The organism is Streptomyces sparsogenes (assembly GCF_001704635.1).
In the GTDB taxonomy this organism is placed as follows: domain Bacteria; phylum Actinomycetota; class Actinomycetes; order Streptomycetales; family Streptomycetaceae; genus Streptomyces; species Streptomyces sparsogenes.
In genome coordinates, this window is record NZ_MAXF01000195.1 from 1 (window position 1) to 17,711 (window position 17,711).

The 17,711-nt window shown below is 70.6% G+C and carries 11 protein-coding genes; 2 read left to right on the top strand and 9 right to left on the bottom strand.

Translation table 11 applies throughout. The features are described from left to right. The 6 genes from BBH68_RS42420 to eccD form a co-directional block, all read right to left on the bottom strand. Nucleotides 1-2,404: AAWKG family protein (locus BBH68_RS42420; protein ID WP_170066634.1), on the bottom strand; the 2,404-nt coding region annotated here is incomplete at its 3' end. A gap of 72 nt (nucleotides 2,405-2,476) precedes the next feature. Then, complete coding sequence (locus BBH68_RS35615; protein WP_065967928.1) at nucleotides 2,477-2,968, bottom strand: type VII secretion system-associated protein; 492 nt, start codon at nucleotides 2,966-2,968, stop codon at nucleotides 2,477-2,479. A gap of 97 nt (nucleotides 2,969-3,065) precedes the next feature. Continuing rightward, nucleotides 3,066-3,377 carry a WXG100 family type VII secretion target gene (locus tag BBH68_RS35620; protein WP_245738464.1) on the bottom strand — a complete coding sequence of 104 codons (312 nt, stop codon included), beginning with the start codon at nucleotides 3,375-3,377 and terminating at the stop codon, nucleotides 3,066-3,068. A 109-nt stretch (nucleotides 3,378-3,486) separates the two neighbouring features. Further along, entirely contained in the window at nucleotides 3,487-3,837 is a 351-nt protein-coding gene (locus BBH68_RS35625) for a hypothetical protein (protein ID WP_065967930.1), read from the bottom strand. A gap of 260 nt (nucleotides 3,838-4,097) precedes the next feature. Then, nucleotides 4,098-5,570, bottom strand: coding sequence for a type VII secretion protein EccB (gene eccB / locus BBH68_RS35630; RefSeq protein ID WP_065967931.1), 1,473 nt, complete (start codon nucleotides 5,568-5,570; stop codon nucleotides 4,098-4,100). Nucleotides 5,571-5,612: 42 nt separating this feature from the next. Next, entirely contained in the window at nucleotides 5,613-7,013 is a 1,401-nt protein-coding gene (gene eccD, locus BBH68_RS35635; protein ID WP_065967932.1) for a type VII secretion integral membrane protein EccD, read from the bottom strand. A gap of 279 nt (nucleotides 7,014-7,292) precedes the next feature. Here eccD and eccCa point away from each other — a divergent pair, with 279 nt between their 5' ends. Beyond that, nucleotides 7,293-11,264 (top strand): type VII secretion protein EccCa, encoded by a 3,972-nt coding sequence (gene eccCa, locus BBH68_RS35640; protein ID WP_079151419.1) that lies wholly within the window; start codon nucleotides 7,293-7,295, stop codon nucleotides 11,262-11,264. Nucleotides 11,265-11,584: 320 nt separating this feature from the next. On the opposite strand, the gene BBH68_RS35645 is transcribed toward eccCa, so the two are convergent. After that, a complete protein-coding gene (locus tag BBH68_RS35645; protein ID WP_079151420.1) occupies nucleotides 11,585-12,796 on the bottom strand; it encodes a S8 family serine peptidase in 1,212 nt (403 codons plus the stop codon). 243 nt (nucleotides 12,797-13,039) lie between these two features. On the opposite strand from BBH68_RS35645, the gene BBH68_RS35650 reads away from it, so the two are divergent. Next, on the top strand, nucleotides 13,040-16,351 hold the full coding sequence (locus BBH68_RS35650; RefSeq protein ID WP_065967934.1) for a right-handed parallel beta-helix repeat-containing protein: 3,312 nt from the start codon (nucleotides 13,040-13,042) through the stop codon (nucleotides 16,349-16,351). A gap of 10 nt (nucleotides 16,352-16,361) precedes the next feature. On the opposite strand, the gene BBH68_RS42425 is transcribed toward BBH68_RS35650, so the two are convergent. Next, nucleotides 16,362-16,985 carry a YkgJ family cysteine cluster protein gene (locus BBH68_RS42425; RefSeq protein WP_065967935.1) on the bottom strand — a complete coding sequence of 208 codons (624 nt, stop codon included), beginning with the start codon at nucleotides 16,983-16,985 and terminating at the stop codon, nucleotides 16,362-16,364. Continuing rightward, nucleotides 16,982-17,551 (bottom strand): hypothetical protein, encoded by a 570-nt coding sequence (locus BBH68_RS42430; RefSeq protein ID WP_158080338.1) that lies wholly within the window; start codon nucleotides 17,549-17,551, stop codon nucleotides 16,982-16,984. Before BBH68_RS42430 ends, BBH68_RS42425 begins: the two co-directional genes overlap by 4 nt. Nucleotides 17,552-17,711 lie beyond the last annotated feature (160 nt).

A 17,711-nucleotide genomic window follows, 5' to 3' on the forward strand; every position in this document is an offset into this window, starting at 1 on the left:
GCCGTTGCTGGGTCGGATCGCCGTGGTTGAGCTGGGTCGGATCGCCGTGGTTGAGCTGGGTCGGATCGCCATGGTTGAGCTGGGTCAGATCGCCGTGGTTGAGTGCACCACTGAGCTTGGACTGTTCCTTCCGGAACTCCTCCTGCCGCTGCTGCTGTTGCCGCTGAAGCTCTTCCTGCCGCTTCTGCTGCTCCTCCTGGGCCTTGTCCTGCCTCTGCTGGTACTCCTCCTGCTTCTGCTCGGCCTCCTTCTCCTTCTCCGCCTGCTTCTGCTCCTGCTCGTGGCGGATCTGCTCCTGCTTCTTCTGCGCCTCCGCCTGCTTCTGCTCGGCCTGCTTCCGCTGCTCTTCCTGCTTGGCCTCCTGCTCCTGGCGGATGTGGTCCTGCTTGGCCTGCTGCTCGGCCTGCTTCTGCTCGGCCTGCTTCCGCTGCTCTTCCTGCTTGGCCTCCTGCTCCTGGCGGATGTGGTCCTGCTTGGCCTGCTGCTCGGCCTGCTTCTGCTCGGCCTCCTTCTCCTTCTCCGCCTGCTTCTGCTCCTGCTCCTGGCGGATCTGCTCCTGCTTCTTCTCCGCCTCCGCCTGCTTCTGCTCGGCCTCCTTCTCCTTCTCCGCCTGCTTCTGCTCGGCTTCCTTCTCCTTCTGTGCCGCCTTCTCCTCGGCTTCCTTCTGCTTCGCCTCCTGCTCCTTCTCCTTGGCGGCCGCCTTCTCCTCGGCTTCCTTCTCCTTCTGTGTCGCCTTTTCCTCGGCGGCCTTCTGCTTCGCCTCCTGCTCCTTCTCCTTGGCGGCCGCCTTCTCCTCGGCCTCCTTCTCCTTCTTCTCCGCCGCGGCCTTTTCCACGGCGTACTTCTTGTCGGCCTCCTCCTTCTCCTTCGCGGCCTTGTCCTCCGCCTCCTTCTTGTCCTCCTCGTACTTCTTCTCCGCCGCCGCCTTCTCCTTCGCGGCCTTGTCCTCCGCCTCCTTCTTGTCCTCCTCGTACTTCTTCTCCGCCGCCGCCTTCTCCTTCGCGGCCTTGTCCTCCGCCGCCTTCTTGTCGTCCTCGTACTTCTTCTCCGCCGCCTTCTTGTCGTCCTCGTACTTCTTCTCCGCCGCCGCCTTCTCCTTCGCGGCCTTGTCCTCGGCGTCCTTCTTTTCCTTGTACGCCTTGTCTTCCTGGAAGTTCTCCTCGATGCCCTTGTCGCCCTTGGTCCGGATGGAACCCAGATCGAAGTGGGACGACCCCCAGGCGGTGGCGAGTTCCTTGAGCGCCGCCTCGGCCGGGTCGATCAGAAATTCCTTGACATCCTCCTCCCAGTTGGCGACCGCCTGATCGCCGACCTTCTTCCAGGTCTCCAGCTCCTTCATGTCGCCGTAATAGCGCTGAGGGCGATACATCCCGCTGTCCCAGGCGACCTGTGTGAAGTCCGACGTCGTGGTGTAGTCCCAGTAACCGCCGCCGCCGTAAGGGCTGTAGCTGTACTGGTAGTCGGCGTCGACCTGCGTCAGATTTCGGTCCCAGGTCTGAATGGCGATCTGGGACAACAGGTCGACGAGATGCCGCAGCGGATTGCCATAGGACATGCTCCAGATGTCCCACTGGCTGACGAGTTTATCGGCCTGGGTCCTGAGGGCCTGTCCCGCTTTCCTGAGCGCCTTGCCCTGCTTGGACACCCCGCCGATGGCTTCCATGTCATCGGCATAATGACCGTACCGCCTGCCCAGCTCATGAATGAGGTCCCAGAAGACGCCGGCCGCCTGCCCCTTCCACGCGTCGTTCTCGTCCCGGCCCACCTTTTCCTGCCACTCGGCCATGGTGGCGTTGCTGTCCCAGAAGAACTTCGCGACCCGGTCGAAGGCATCCGCCGCCATGTCGAAGGAGGCCAGGCGGACGCCCTTGTCGAGCGGGATGGGGGGCTCGCCGCCCCAGGAGAACCCGAGGGTTCCGTTCTCGTTCTCCACCAGGGCCTTCAGCGCCTTGCCCGTCCCGTACGCGTAACTGGTCAGGTCGAAGGTGTTCCAGGTCGTCCCGTTGTCGCTGGGCTTGAAGTGGCCGTCCTCCAGCTCCTTGCCGTACTTGCTCTTTCCCTCACCGCCCACGACCTCGCCGCGGTACGCCCCGTCGTCGCTCTTGGAGCCGAGCAGCGTGAAGCGGGCCTTGTAGTAATGGACGGTGCCGTCGTCGTTCGTGTAGAACGGGATGACGAAGTCGGTGTTGTTGATGTGCCAGCCGGCGTTTTCCGACAACCAGTCGAAGTCGGTGGCGTCGATGGTTGCGACGCTTTTCTGCTTGGTGATCTCCACCTTCATCTGCTTGATGCCGGCGTTGCCGACGATCTTGTCGAACAGGGTGTGCCTCGGGGGCCCTTCATACCCGGTGAAGAGCTTGACCGCTTTCAACCAGTAGTCGTCGTACTCTTTGTCATCGGCCACGGCGAGGCTGCTCCATCAGAAGGTGATCTACAAGCGAGGGGACCTACAGGCGACGTATCGGCTGGGCGGCGACTATTTGTCCTTGTCCTTCCCGCCGCCGCTCTCCTCGTCCGCCGGGGTCGTCAGGTCGGCGTCGACATCCTCGAAGATGTCGACGAACTTCTGGCCGTCGATGGCGTCCAGGCTCTCACCCTGGGTCTTGAACAGGGAGTCGATGGTCTCCTCGAGGGCGTCGTCGATGTCCTTGAAGAGCGTCAGATGGCTCTCGAGGATCCCGTCGAGGGCCGTCACCAGATCCACCACGGCCTCGTTGACCGCCTTCCCGTGCGTTCCCTCGTCCTCCGCCAGGAATCCGATCGCCAGCGGAAGGCGCGTGCCGAACGGGAGTCCGGGAACGCCGTCGTCCTCCCCCTTCAGAGCCTTCATCGAGGGAATCGGCGGGGTCGCCGTGCTGTTCTCGGATACCGTTTTGAGCGACTTCCGGAAGTCCGCGAGATCGACCTTCCGGAAATTCTCGAGCCACTCCTTGTTGAGCTGTGTCGGCGGCTGCTTCTTGTCGGCCATGCCCTCGCCCTTTCCCTACCTCACTGTCCGGATGACACAGCGGGCGGCCGCTCCACGAGTCTCCCGACGTGGAACGGCCGCCCGCATGGCGCTGCGATCAGCGGCCAATCTTCACGTCCTGCCAGCTCTGCGTCTGGCTGCGCTCGTTCTGCGTGTACAGGTCGCGGATGTGGTTGAGCGTCTGCGCGTTGTCGCCGAGCCACTTGCTCATGTTCGCGACGGCCTGGTTCCAGGCGGCCTGCTTCTCGTTGTAGGCCTCGCGGTCGTCACCTTCCCAGGACTGCTGGAGCGACTGGAGTTCGTCGTTGAGGCTGCTGATGATCTTCTCGATCTCGCGCGTCTGGAGGCGCATGTCGTCGACCGCGTTGTCGACGTGCGCATAGCTGACGTAAATGTATCCGTCAGACATGTTGTCGGGCATCGCTGACCTCTTCTCACTGAGGGGCATGAAAACAGGGGAAGTTGTTCCGGCCCGCGTCGGCCGACGCCGGGCCGCTGGGGCCACCGGCCCCTGACGGTCACCGTCCGGCGGTGCTGCCCATCAGATTGTCGAAAATGGTCGCCGACTGGGAGTACGCCTGGTTGACGGCCTCGTTCGACGACCCCTGAGTCAAACCCTGTGCGGTGAGCGTGTCGTTGAGCTGGTTGATCATGTCCTGAAGGTTCTTGGAGATGATTTCCGCGTGCTCGTCCCAGGAGTCCAGCAGCTTCTGGAAAGCGCCACCGTCACTGCCCTGGAGGGCCGACATCATGCCGTGCTTCGTGTTCTCGACGTCCTGCCGACGGCTCTGGACACCCGAGAAGGCCATCTCGAGGGCCTGGATGCCGTTCCGTGTCGCCTGTTCTTCTGCCCGCTGCATACCCGACATGGGCGCTGCCCCTTTCCGGTGGATTTCCGCCGCCAGACCCGATGCACTGACGTGGCTTGCGTAACCGGATGCGGAAGCACCGACATCCAGTTGGTCCAGACATGGATGGTAGGAGGACGACCGAGCGATGGGCAACGCTTACCGGGAAGAAACCCTGCACCACACAGGTTTCTGCAAATCTCCCTAGTTTTAAGCGGCTTGCGCTGCTGACGTAAGCTCAGGCCATCCTCAAATGTCGATATACCGATGGTGAAGACGGCTCATTGATCTGATTGGTTCAGCGCTTTCTTGTTGTTTTCACCACACGGTGTCGTCGTCGCCTTGCTCCGGCCGGCCATCGCGGCCGCCGGCGTCAGGTCCGGGCCCGTCGGCAGCATGGACAGCAGCGACGACGGCAGCCGCTGGGCCTCGCCCGTGGTGTAGCCCAGCGCCTCCAGCGACTTGGCCGTCGGTATCCGGTACTTCACCCCGCTGTCCGTCACCAGGTAGACCGTGCTGCCGACGTTCGAGCCGTCCGCGCCGAGGGTGTGCACCAGGGCGCCGCCGCCCGGGGACGTCACGATGCGGTTGACCGTCACACAGGCCGGGGTCAGCCCCTCCGGGGCCGCCTGTGCGGCCGGGCCGAGTCGGTCGCTCGCGGCCAGGGTCACGCTGACCCGCGTACCGTCGTCGCCGGACTGGATGCCCACGCACGGCGTCTCGTCCTGGCCCAGCTCCACCGCCTTCGGCGGGCTCGCGGGCAGGTCCTTGGTGGTGTCGGCGTCCTCGGCGCCGGGTGCCAGATGGCCGATCACCGCGTCGGCGCCCAGGGTGATGGTGCTGACCGCCCCGCCCGCGTACGCCTTCTCCTTGGTCTCCGGGTGGCCCAGGAGCAGCGCGGCGACGGTGGCGTTGACGGGGCTCAGCCCCTCCTTGCGCAGCACGTAGTACCGGGCGTCGCCACCGGGCGCGGCGACCTGGAAGACCTGGCCGATCCTGGTGCTGCCACCGCCCAGGGAGGGTCCCTTGCCACCGCGCCGCGGGATGTCGGGGGCGGCCAGATCGGGTCCCGTGGGCAGCGAGTTGAGCAGCGCCGCCGACACCTTCACCGGGGTGCGGGAGGCGTAGCCGAGGGCTTCGCGGGCGCGGCCGCTGGTGTCCATGCGCAGCTTGCCGCCCCGCCACACCAGGTAGTCGGCCTTGTCGGGCCCGGTGACCAGCAGCCCCTCGACGTCGCTGAGGCCTCTGCCGTCGATGTCCTCGCCGACGGCCACGGCGGTGGCGGTGGAGCCGTCGGTGGTGCCCGAGCACACCTGCCACGGGTCGGTGGTGAGGCTGCTCGGCAGGTCGTCGGGGGCTCCGATGATGCCGACGGGCGCGCCGTGCGGGGTGCCGCTGAGGGACTTGCCGCCCACGGAGGCGGTCTTCATCTTGCTGCCGAGGAGCAGCCGGGCCGAGGTGTAGTTGCGCACCGGGCGCAGCCGTCCGTCGAGGTACAGGTACCTGCCGCCGCTCTCCTTGTTGACCACCAGCGTGCCCTGGGCCCGCCAGGAGTTCTTCACACCGGGCTTGATCAGGCCGAAGACGAAGGAGCCCGCGGCGATCAGGATCGCGATGATCACGCTGATGGCCACGCCCCGGTTGGTCCGGCCCTGGGGGCTCTCCGGGGCGTCGGGGTCGGCGCGCAGCATGCCCGAGGTGAGCCGCCCCATGATGAACATGTGCGCCTGGACCTGGTCGCGCTTGGACTGCACTGTGCGTTTCCTCCGGTTCGGGCGGTCAGCCGGTTCGGGCGGTCAGCCGTTCAGGCCGCGCAGGGCGCTGTACACCCCGAGCACCCACAGGGCCAGCGGCAGCAGGGCGACGGCGGCGGCGGTGTGCAGGATCTCCGCCGCCCGGCCCCAGTACGGCACGAGCCGTCGCCCGGGCACGGTCCAGGAGGCGATGGCGATGCCCGCGGTGGCGGCGAGCAGGCCGGCGGCCAGCAGCAGCCGGCGGTCCGGCGAGTAGGACAGGGCGTCGAACAGGACCAGGAGGAGGTAACCTCCGGCCCCGGGGAGGAAGAGCGAAAGCCGCTGCCATACGTTCCCCAGGCCGCGTCCGTGCAGCAACAGCAGCAGCGAGAGCACGACGGCCATGATGACCTCGGGCAGTCCGCCGTCGTGGGTGAGGACGGCCAGGCAGGCGGCGCAGACGGCGCCCACGGCTCCGTACAGCGAGCTCATCCATCCGTCGGCGAGCACCGCGCGGGCGGCGACCACCGAGGTGGTGTGCGGCTCGATGCCCTCCTGGAGCTGCTGGGCGTTGGTCGGCAGTGGCGGCATGCGCATGCCGGACATCCGGAAGGCCAGCGAGGGGACGAACGCGCCGAGGACGACGGCCACCAGGGCGAGGATGCCGGCCACATGGGCCGGCCCCAGGTCGGTGATGACCATCAGGGCCCCGGCGAGGGTGCCGAAGCCCATGACCACGGCGAGGCCGAGGTAGAGCGCGGGGAAGGCGCCCACGGCGGCGAGCGCGACGATGGCGCCGCCCGCGCCCGCGGCGCAGGCGGCCAGCATCCGGGCGCCCAGGACCTCGTGGCTGTGCGGGCCGCCGAGGTCTCCTCCGGGCAGCAGCCATCCGGCGAGCGCCAGGTAGGGGCCGACCATGAAGCCGAGGACCGCGCCGGCGGCGGCGTCGCCCACCGCGCGGCTGGCCGAGCCCGCCCCGGCGAGCAGCAGCACTCCGGCCGCCGCCGCGCACAGCGCCCGCAGACCGGGCGAGCCGCCGGGCAGGGCGAGCACGGTGAGCCCGGCCACCAGGGCGGTCACCGCGAAGCCGCGCAGCAGCCGGGTGCTGGCCACCGGGGACCAGCCGTGCGGGCGGTCCTGCATGGTGGTGGAGATGCCGTCCACCAGGTCGTCGAGGTGGACCTCGGGGAGTGCGTCGATGCGCGGCCGGAGGTAGATCGTCTCGCCGTCGCGCAGGTCGTAGGAGTCGAGGGTGCGCTCCTCGTCCATCGGTTCGCCGCCGAGGCGTTGCAGCACCCAGCCGCCGTGGCCGACTCCGGTCTCCGCGAGGTCGTCGCCGCCGTAGCCGAGGACGGCGGGCAGCAGGTCGGCCACCGGGACGTCCGAGGGCACCGCGAGGTCGATGGCCTTGGTCGGCGCGCGTACGGTCAGGCGGCACAGACCGGCCACCTGGTTATCAGTCATCGGGCTGGCTCACGCTTCTTCCGGGGGTCTGCGAAGGGGGTTCCCGGGTTTCCGTTGTGAACGGAGTGGTGGGGGACGGATGACGCTGGCAAGGCAACAGGATATGTATGTGCCACGCGTGTCTCCGTAAGGGTGCACATTACTTGCCCCGTCCATGGACTGGTATACCGGATCGCACAGTTGTTGTTTTCCGGTGGTCTGTGCGGACGCGACGATACGCCACCGACCGAGAGCGTTGCCCCCACCGTTGTCCCACCGTGAGGAGACCATTCCTTGAGTGTGGTCCTGTTCCGCCGCCCGGCCCGTCGGCGCGGCCCCGAAATGCCCGACGGCGAGCTGAAGCTGCAGGAGCCCCCCACGCTGCCCGAGGTGGTTCCGGACAGCTCCGCCGTCTGGACCTATCTGCCCATGGCGCTCATGTCGGTCTCCATGATGCTGATGTTCATGAGGCCGGGCATGACCGGCAGCGGCGGCAGCCACTTCATGTACCTGGCGATGGGCCTGATGGTGCTGTCCTCGGCCGCCATGATGCTGGGGCAGATGATGCGCAAGGCGAGCGAGCGCAAGCAGCGCCTGAAGGGCGAGCGCCGCGACTACCTGCGCTATCTCACCCAGATCCGGCGCAAGGTCCGCGCCGCCGTGGCCGACCAGCAAACAGCGCTGGCGTGGCGGCACCCGCCGCCGTCGGCCCTGTGGTCCCTGGTGGGCACCACCCGGCTGTGGGAACGCCGCCCGCAGGACGAGGACTTCGGCGAGATCCGGGTGGCCGTCGGGGAGCAGAAGCTGGGCCTGCGGCTGACGCCCACGGCCAACACTCCGGTCGAGGACCTGGAGCCGCTGACGGCGCACGCGCTGCGGAGCTTCATCCGGGCCTACTCCACCGTGCCCGAGCAGCCCATCGCCATCTATCTGCGGGCCTGGGCGCGGGTGCTGTTCCGGGGGGACGAGGAGCGGATACGTTCCCTCGCCCGCGCGATCATCGCCCAGTTGGCGGCCTTCCACGCCCCGGACGACGTGTGGGTGGCGGTGTGCGTGTCGGACGAGCGGCGCGCGGACTGGGAGTGGGTGAAGTGGCTCCCCCACAACCTGCACCCCCAGGAGAACGACGGCGCGGGCCCGGCCCGGATGTTCGTCTCGGCCCTCAACGAGCTGGAGGACCTGCTCGGCGCGGAGTTCTTGGAACGGCCCTCGTTCGACCCGGACGCCTCGCCCGGGCGTGACGAGCCGTACACCGTGATCGTGGTGGACGGCGGCGCGGTCCCCGGCCGCCACCGGCTGGACGGGGCGGGTTTCCGCAACTGCGTCGTGCTCGACCTGACCGGCGCGCTGACCTGGCGCCCCGGGCGGGTCACCCTGCGCTTCGACGTCAGCGAGGACTCCTTCGAGCTGGTCCGCACCGACCGCGAGCGCAAGGAGCAGACCACCCGCCTCGGCCGCCCCGACTCCTTCGGACCGGTCGGTGCCACGGCCCTGGCCAAGCGCCTCGCCCCGTACCGGATGGGCATGGGCGGCGGGGACGCCGCCGAGCCGCTGTCCTCGGACGTCGAACTGACCACCCTGCTGGGCATCTCCGACCTGTACCGCCACGATCCGGAGAGCCTGTGGAAGCAGGCCACCGGGACCAACCGGCTCAAGGTGCCGATCGCGGTCGGCCCCGACGGCACCCCGGTGGAGCTGGACATCAAGGAGTCCGCGCAGGGCGGCACCGGACCGCACGGCATGCTCATCGGGGCCACCGGCTCCGGCAAGAGCGAGCTGCTGCGCACCCTGGTGCTGGCGCTCGCGCTGTCGAACTCCTCCGAAACACTCAACTTCGTCCTGGTGGACTTCAAGGGTGGCGCCACCTTCCTCGGCCTGGACGAGCTGCCCCACACCTCCGCGGTGATCACCAACCTCGCCGGGGAGGCCGCGCTGGTAGGCCGTATGCAGGACGCCCTGCACGGGGAGCTGATCCGCCGCCAGGAGCTGCTGCGCGCCGCCGGCAACTACACCTCCGCCCTGGACTACGAGAAGGCGCGGGCGTCGGGCACCCCGCTGGAGCCGCTGCCCAGCCTGTTCGTGATCGTCGACGAGTTCAGCGAGCTGCTCAGCGCGCACCGCGAGTTCATGGAGCTGTTCGTGATGATCGGACGGCTCGGGCGCAGCCTCGGCGTCCATCTGCTGCTCGCCTCGCAGCGGCTGGACGAGGGGCGGATGCACCAGCTCGAGAGCCATCTGTCGTACCGCATCGGTCTGCGCACCTTCTCCGCCATGGAGAGTCGCGGTGTGCTGGGTGTGCCCGACGCCTACCAGCTGCCGCCGCAGCCCGGCAGCGGCTACCTCAAGTCGGGTGTGGAGGCGCTGACCCGGTTCCGCGCCGCGTATGTCTCCGGCCCGTACCAGCAGCGGCGCAGCCGGGCCAACCAGGCGCGGGTGGCCAGCCAGACGGTGCCGTGGACGGCGGCGTACGTGGTGCCCCGCCAGCTGCCCGACGTGCCCGAGCCCGAGCCGGAGCCGGAGGAGGAGACCGGGGACACGCTGCTGTCGGTGGCCGTGGAGCGGCTGCTGGGCGCCGGGCCCCCCGCCCACCAGGTGTGGCTGCCGCCGCTCGACCTGCCCGCGACGCTGGACCAGGTGCTGCCGCCGCTGACGCCCGACCCGGAGCTGGGTCTCACCACGGTCGGCTCGCCGCTGCGCGGCCGGCTGACGGTGCCGATCGGCATCGTGGACAAGCCCTTCGAGCAGCTGCGCGACCTGCTGACCATCGACCTGTCGGGGGTCGGCGGCCACGTGGCCATCGCGGGCGGTCCGCAGAGCGGCAAGAGCACGATGGTGCGGACGATCCTGACCGCGCTGGCCCTCACCCACACCCCGCGTGAAGTGCAGTTCTACTGTCTGGACTTCGGTGGTGGCACGCTGGCGCCGCTGGCCGAGCTGCCGCACACCGCGGGGGTCGCGGCGCGGCTGGACAGCGAGCGGGTGGGCCGTACGATCTCCGAGGTCACCTCGCTGCTGGCCGACCGCGAGCGGTTCTTCCTGACCCACGGCATCGACTCCATGGCGACGTACCGCCGCCGCCGGGCGGCGGGCGAGTTCGCGGACCAGCCGCACGGCGATGTGTTCCTCGTGATCGACGGCTGGTCCACGGTGCGCCAGGACTACGACCGCAACGTCCAGACGTTCGCCTCCATCGCCGCCCGCGGCCTCAACTACGGCATCCACCTGATCGTGACCACCGCCCGCTGGGTGGAGCTCACCGCGGCCGTGCGCGACCAGGCGGGCACCCACCTCGAGCTGCGGATGGGTGACGCCATGGACTCCGAGATCGACACCCGCCGCGCCGCCACCGTGCCGCGCATCCCGGGCCGCGGTCTCACCCGGGAGGGCAAGCTGCACTACCTCACCGCGCTCCCCCGCATCGACGGGATGGAGTCGGCCGAGGACCTGTCGGACGGGGTGTCCGGTCTGGTGTCGGCGGTCAAGGAGAGCTGGCCGGGCCCGGTGGCCCCGCGGGTGCGGATGCTGCCGACCGAACTGCCCGCGCGGCAGCTTCCCCCGGCGGGTGGTGACTTCCGGGTGCCGATCGGCCTGGAGGAGGAGCGGCTGTCGGTCGTCTGGCACGACTTCAGCGAGAGCCCGCACCTGGTCGTGGTGGGCGACACCGAGAGCGGCAAGACCAATCTGCTGCGGCTGATGGCCAAGGCGATCATGGACCGGTACACCCCCGCCGAGGCGCGGATCATGCTCGTGGACTACCGCCGTGACCTGGTGGAAGCGGTGCCGGAGGAATACCGCCTGGCGCACGCGGTGTCCCTGGACGCGCTGCGGGACATGATCGACGGGGCGGCGAGGGCGGTGCAGACCCGGGTGCCGGGCCCGGACATCGCCCCGGGCCGGATGAAGCAGGCCGACTGGTGGACCGGGCCGCGGCTGTTCATCCTGGTGGACGACTACGACATGCTGGGCGCCGGCATCGGCAACGCGCCCTTCGACCCGCTGCTCAGCCATCTCGCGCTGGGCTGGGAGGTCGGGCTGCACATCATCGTCACCCGCTCCGCCAGCGGTGCCGGACGCGGGCTGAACGAGATGCTCATGCGGCGGCTGCTGGAGGTCAACACGCCCGCCCTGCTGATGTCCTGCCCGCCCTCGGAGGGCTATCTGCTGGGCAACGTCAAGGGCCGGATCATGAACCCGGGCCGGGCCATCCGGGTCGCCCGCCGCAAGACCACCCAGGTCCAGACGGCGCTCGTGGACCCCGTGGAAAACCCATAGGCACCGAGTAAATCCCGTAAACGGTTCCGCCCCCGGTGCACGGCACCGGGGGCGGTTCCCGTTCTCGGCGAGGAATCGGGCAGAGGCATTCGGGCCGAGGCAATCTGAGGCATTCGGGCTGAGGCATTCGGCCTGAGGCATTCGGGCCGGGCTGCCCGAGCGGCTTGTCCAGCCGGGTCCGCGGAATGCCGGCCGCGCATGTCTAGGGAAATCCCCAGTGTCCGCAGGCGATCCACGGTGTCTAGGGAAATCCCCAGAATTACGCGGCCGGGAGAGGGATCGTGGGGGAGCCGGGCGCGCTTCGGGCCGCCGCGCCTGCTTCAGACCGCCGGCCGGTCCTCCCGGCCCGCCGGGCGCCAGCCCCGGGCCCGGCCCCGCGGGATCACCACCGCCGCGGCCGCCACCAGCAGCACCACTCCGCCACCCGCGCCCGCGATCAGCAGCGCGCGGTCCCGCGGCCGCGGGGAGGCGGCCGGCGGAATCTTCGCGGGGGCCGGACGGGGGGTGGCACCCTGCCGGTCGGTCAGGACGGCGGTCACCGCCGCGTACGGGTCCAGCCGCGGCGGGACCGCCGGATAGGCCGCCGTGACGAGCTGGCGGGAGACCTCGGCGGCGCTCATCCGCGGGTACCGAGCACGCACCAGCGCCGCCGCCCCGGCGACGTTCGCCGCCGCCAGCGAGGAGCCGGAGCCGATGAAGTGGCCGGAGCCGCGCGGGCCGACGCTGACCACCGCGTCCCCCGGCGCCGCCAGGTCCGCCCCATCCTTGTTCGGCGCGTTTTCCGGGCGGGTGCCGTCCGGGCCGTAGTCCATGACCGACAGCACCCCGGGCGCGGCCGCGGGCCAGTACCAGGGCGCGGGCTCGGCCGGCTCGCGGGTCTCGGGGTCGTCGGGCATCGCGTCCGGGGCGAAAGGGGCGACGACCAAGGCGTCGTGCCGTGTGGCGTACGCCACGGCGGCGGTCAGCACGGCCTTCCCGCTGGGCACCGCGCGGCCCACGTAGACGACCTTCGCGCCGCCGTCGACCGCGGCCCGGATCCCGTTCGCCAGCCGCTCCGCCGTGGGATTGCCGCGGGTGTCCGTACCGCGCACCGCGAGGATCCGCGCCGCGGGCGCCACGCCAGCCACCCCCGAGCCCTCGCCGGGCGCGGCGGCGATCAGGCCGGCGGCGAAGCTGCCGTGCCCCACGCAGTCGGTGCCCGCGCCGCCGTCCGCGGTGACCCGGCCGGCCAGGGCGGGGATGTCCGTACCGACACCGGTGTCCACCACCCCCACGGTCACCCCGTGGCCGTCCGTCAGCCGCCAACTGCGCCTCAGACCGAGCGCCTGGCGCGTCCACGGCTCGTCGCGGGCCGTCTCGCCGGACGCCTTGGTACACGGCTCGTCGGGGGCCAGGACGGCCGGGACGGCGGGCAGCTCGACGGAGTCCGCGGCGGCGGCGGGGGGAGCCTGGGCGGCCAGGGGCGCCACGGCCAGCAGGGCGGCGGCCACCGCCCGCGCCACCGTACGGCGATGAGAACGGGCACGTCGCATGGCGCGCACGATACGCGCGGGACATCACCACGCGGTAACGTACCCCTGGTACGAACTGCCGCGCCGCGCCGCGGAAGTGGATCCGCCGCCGATCTTCGGACCGGTGCCGGAGGCACCTGGATGACGGTGCCGCGGTCCCGTAGCCTTTCCCCCGCATGCTCGTCCCTCTTCCCCCGGCTTCCAGCGAGCCCGGGCTTCGGGCACCGAGGGCCGGCGGCGGCATCACAACGAGGAGGTCCCAGCGTGTCACGGCAGTTGCTCACGGTCGGTCCGGACCAGCCGGAGGGCTTCCGGACGATCGGCGAGGCCCTGGAGAAGGCGCGCGCGGGAGCGGTGATACGCGTCCGGCCCGGCCGCTACCGCGAGAACCTCACCGTCCGCACGCGCATCACCATCGCCGGGGACGGGGAGCGCGGCAGCGTGGAGATCTGCCCGCCCCGGGGCACCGCCGTGGTGCTCGTCGCGGACGCGGTGATGCTCACCGACCTGACCCTGCGGGGTGGCAACGAGGACCTGCCGGTGGTGGACGCGCCCCGGGGCCAGGTGGCCATGGACGGCTGCACCGTGGTGGGGTCGGGCTGGACGGCCGTCCTCGCCCGCGAGACGGGCTCGGTGGCCATCCGGGACTGCCGGATCTCCAACCCCGAGGGCGCCGGGGTCGTGGACACCGCGCCCACCGGCAGCGTGGTCGCCGACTCCGTCTTCGAGCACCTCGGCACCTCCGCCATCGTCCTCGGCGAGCAGGCCCGCACCACGGTACGGGGCTGCCGGATCCGCGACGCCCAGGGCAACGGCATCCTGGCCAACGGCGAGGCGCAGGGCCGGGTGGAGGACTGCGACGTCACCGCCACCGAGAAGCCCGCCATCGCGCTGGAGGGCAAGTGCGCCACCCATGTGCTGCGCGCCCGGGTGCACGACACCTCGGTCGGGGTCTACATCACCAGCAGCTCGCGGCCCACCCTCGAAGAGGTCACGGTCACCGACACCACCGGCCCCGGCATCGTCCTGTCCTCCGGCGCCGACCCCGAGGTGCTGCGCTGCGTCACCTCCCGCACCAAGGGCAACGGGCTCGCGGTCACCGAGCGCTCCCGCGGCACCTTCCAGGACTGCGCGTTCGACACCGCCACCGCCCCCGCGATCCGGGTCATCGGCAATAGCGCGCCGCTGCTCACCGGCACCACCGTGCGCGACTGCGCCGACAAGACCGCGTCCGTGCTGCTGGCCGAGGGGTCCTCGGCGGAGTTCGACCGGCTGGAGGTGGCCGACGCCGCCGGGGTCGGCATCTCCATCCGTACCAACGCCAATCCCCTGCTGAGCCGGGCTCGGGTGTCCGACTCCCGCGGCCACGGGCTGGAGGTGGCCGAGGACGGCCGCGGGCGGCTGGAGGTGTGCACGGTCGAGAACGCGGAGGGCGCGGGCATCCGCATATCCGACGGCGGCGCCCCCGACCTCCGCGACTGCTCGGTGCGCCGGACGACCCAGGCGGGGATCTCGATCGGCTCCGGGGGCCGCGGCACCGTCAGCGACAGCGAGGTCCGCTCCAGCGCCACCTCCGCGCTGCACGTGGAGGGCGGCGGCGAGGTGACCGCGCGCCGCCTCCACCTGGCCGAGTCCGGCGCCCACGGCGTCCTGGTCGCCGAGGGCGGCCGGGCCACGCTGGAGGCCTGCCAGGTCACCGGCAGCACCGGCGACGGCATCCGGGTCGACAGCGCCGAGAAGGTCACCCTCGCCGGCTGCACCACCAGGGACAACCGTGGCGCGGGGCTCAAGCAGTCCCGCCCCAGCGACCGTCTCACCGTCGAGGGGCTGGACAGCAGCGGCAACGCGGCCGAGGACGCCTGGGGCGAGACCGCCGGCGGGACCGGCGCCGAGCCGGCCGCGGGCGGCGGGGCGAAGAAGCCGGAGGGCCCGCTGGAGGAGCTGGAGTCGCTCATCGGCCTGGCCGACGTCAAACACCAGGTCCGCACCCTGATCAACCTCAACCAGCTCGCCCAGCGCCGCGCCAGCCTCGGCATGCCCGCCCCGCCGATGAGCCGCCACCTGGTGTTCTCCGGCCCGCCCGGCACCGGCAAGACCACCGTCGCCCGGCTCTACGGCGGCATCCTCGCCGACCTCGGCGTCCTGCGCTCCGGCCACCTGGTGGAGGTCTCCCGGGCCGACCTCGTCGCCCAGATCATCGGCGGTACGGCCATCAAGACCACCGAGGCCTTCAACGAGGCCCTGGGCGGTGTGCTGTTCATCGACGAGGCGTACACCCTGCTCTCCGACAGCAAGGGCTCCGGTGCCGACTTCGGCCAGGAGGCCATCGACACCCTGCTGAAGCTCATGGAGGACCACCGCGACGACGTGGTCGTCATCGCCGCCGGATACACCGACGAGATGACCACCTTCCTCAGCTCCAACCCCGGTCTGGCCTCCCGGTTCACCCGCACCATCGAGTTCGCCAACTACTCGGTGGACGAGCTGGTCACCATCACCGAGTCCATGTGCGCGGCGCACCGGTACGAACTCGACCCGAACACCCTGGGCGCGCTCGCCCGCCTCTACGAGCGGATGCCGCGCGACTCCACGTTCGGCAACGGCCGTGCCGCGCGCCGGGTGTTCGAGGAGATGGTGGACCGGCAGGCGTTCCGCCTCGGCTCGATGGCCAACCCGGCCGAGGCGGACCTCACCCTGCTGCTGCCCGAGGACGTCGCCGACGACGCGGCCGTCAGCGGCGCGGACGGAGCCCGCAACTCCAAGGACCTGCTGACCGAGCTGGACGCGATGGTCGGCCTCGGCGCGGTCAAGCGCGAGGTGACCGACCTGGTCAACCTGTTGGAGGCCACCCGGCAGCGGCAGGCCGCCGGCCTGCCCACCCCGAAGATCAGCCACCATCTGATCTTCTCCGGTCCGCCCGGCACCGGTAAGACCACCGTCGCCCGGCTCTACGCGGACCTGCTGCACTCCCTCGGGGTGCTGAAGACCGGTCAGCTGGTGGAGGTGGCCCGCGCCGACCTGGTCGGCCGCTACGTGGGACACACCGCGCAGCTCACCAAGGAGGTGTTCGAGCGCGCCTTCGGCGGGGTGCTGTTCATCGACGAGGCGTACACCCTCACCCCCGAGGGGGCGGGCTCCGACTTCGGCCAGGAGGCCGTCGACACCCTGCTGAAGCTCATGGAGGACCACCGCGACGAGGTCGTGGTCATCGCCGCCGGATACACCGAGGAGATGCGCCGCTTCCTGGCCTCCAACCCCGGTCTGGCCTCGCGCTTCAGCCGCACCGTCGAGTTCGAGCACTACAGCTCGGAGGAGCTGGTCACCATCATGAGCGGCTACGCGGCCACCTCCGGCTACGACTGCCCCGAGGAGACCCTGGCGGCGCTGCGCGCCTATGTGGACCTCATCCCGCGCGACCGCTCCTTCGGCAACGCGCGCACCGCCCGCCAGCTGCTGGAGGCGATGATGACGCGCCAGGCCCGGCGCATCGGCACCATGGCCGCGCCCGGCCTGGAGGACCTGCGGCTGCTGCTGCCCGACGACCTGCCGACGGGCTCCGCGCAACCCGCCGGCTGATCATCCGCCGCTACGAGGAGGCCGTCTCCGCGGGGACGGCCTCCGTGTCCTTCCCGGGGCCGGTGGCGTCCTTCCCGGGGTCGGTGGCCAGGATGAACTCGTACAGGTCCTCGTGGGTGCGCGCCCGGCCGCCCGCGTCCACCTCGGCGTTCCACCGCTCCACCAGGTCCAGGTGCTCGCGCCAGGCCGCTCGGTTGCGCATGATGTCGCGCCGGTAGGCGACCAGGTCCATGGCGGCCAGGTTCCAGGAGTCCGGGCCGCCGCACAGGGTCTTCTCGCGGATGCCCACCGAACCCTGGTCGAGCGCGGTCGGGAAGGTGGCGCACACCATCGGGCGGTGGACGTACGCGCCGCAACGGGCCTTGCCGGGGGCGATCTCCATCAGGAACACGCACCCCTTGGTGACCGGCCGGTGCAGCAGGTGGAGGTCGTACAGCGGGCCGCCGGGCCGGAAGCGGAAGTCGCTGTTGTCCTCCTCCTTGCCCTCCTTCAGGTAGACGAACTCCCTGGGGTGGAGGGCCATCCCGGACGCGAGCCTGCGGACGTCCGCGACGGTCACCGCGACGTTGTACTCCCGGCAGCACCTGCCCTCGCAGTCGGCGCAGCCCGCCAGGTTCGCCCCGCCGCCGGTCACGCGACCACGTCCTCGGGCCAGGGCGTACCGGCCTCGCGCGCGGCCTGCGCCTCCAGCAGATAGCGCTGGAAGTCCTGGACGTCCGGCGGGGTTTCGGCCTTCTCGGCCAGCGTGTTCCAGCGGGCGACCAGCTCGAACCAGTGGTCCCGGTCGGCGATCCACTGACGCTCCGCCGCCGCCAGCTCCTCCTCGTCGAGCCGGTGTCCGCCCTCGCCCGCCGGCTCGGTGTTCCCGCCGGGCACCGAGGGGAACATGCGGCAGGACACGGGCGCAAGTTCGCCCAGCCCGCAGCGGCCGGTCCCCTCGAGGGTGCGTATGTGGAAAACGCAGCCATGGGCGGCGTTGGCCACCCGCACGTTCACCCGGCGCCGCGCGTTGTCCAGCACCACCCCGGTCGGGTCGTTGGCGGCGGCCGGCGCGGTCTGGGTGAAGTGCCACGGCTCGAGGGCCAGGGTGCGGGCGATGCGGACCAGATCCGCACCGGTGACGTAACGCGGCCCGCGGTAGCACAGCGCCTTCGCTCGGGAGGTCTGCCATTGGGCTTCGGGGCCCGCGATGCTGTCCACTGTCAATCCATCGTCCCCTTCGCACAGGGCGAAACGCACAGCTTGTCAACGTAGTCGCCAGCGAGCGTAGCCGATGGGCAGTGGGTGGCCGGGCGCCACACATCTGGGGATCTCCCTGGAAATCCGCGCCGCGGTGGCCAGGAGGTACCGGCCGGCCCGG

Excerpts from the sequence above, each read along its gene's own strand:
- BBH68_RS35615 (WP_065967928.1), bottom strand. The coding sequence starts at position 2,968 with ATGGCCGACAAGAAGCAGCCGCCGACACAGCTCAACAAGGAGTGGCTC.
- BBH68_RS35620 (WP_245738464.1), bottom strand. The coding sequence starts at position 3,377 with ATGTCTGACGGATACATTTACGTCAGCTATGCGCACGTCGACAACGCG.
- BBH68_RS35625 (WP_065967930.1), bottom strand. The coding sequence starts at position 3,837 with ATGTCGGGTATGCAGCGGGCAGAAGAACAGGCGACACGGAACGGCATC.
- eccD (WP_065967932.1), bottom strand. The coding sequence starts at position 7,013 with ATGACTGATAACCAGGTGGCCGGTCTGTGCCGCCTGACCGTACGCGCG.
- BBH68_RS35645 (WP_079151420.1), bottom strand. The coding sequence starts at position 12,796 with ATGCGACGTGCCCGTTCTCATCGCCGTACGGTGGCGCGGGCGGTGGCC.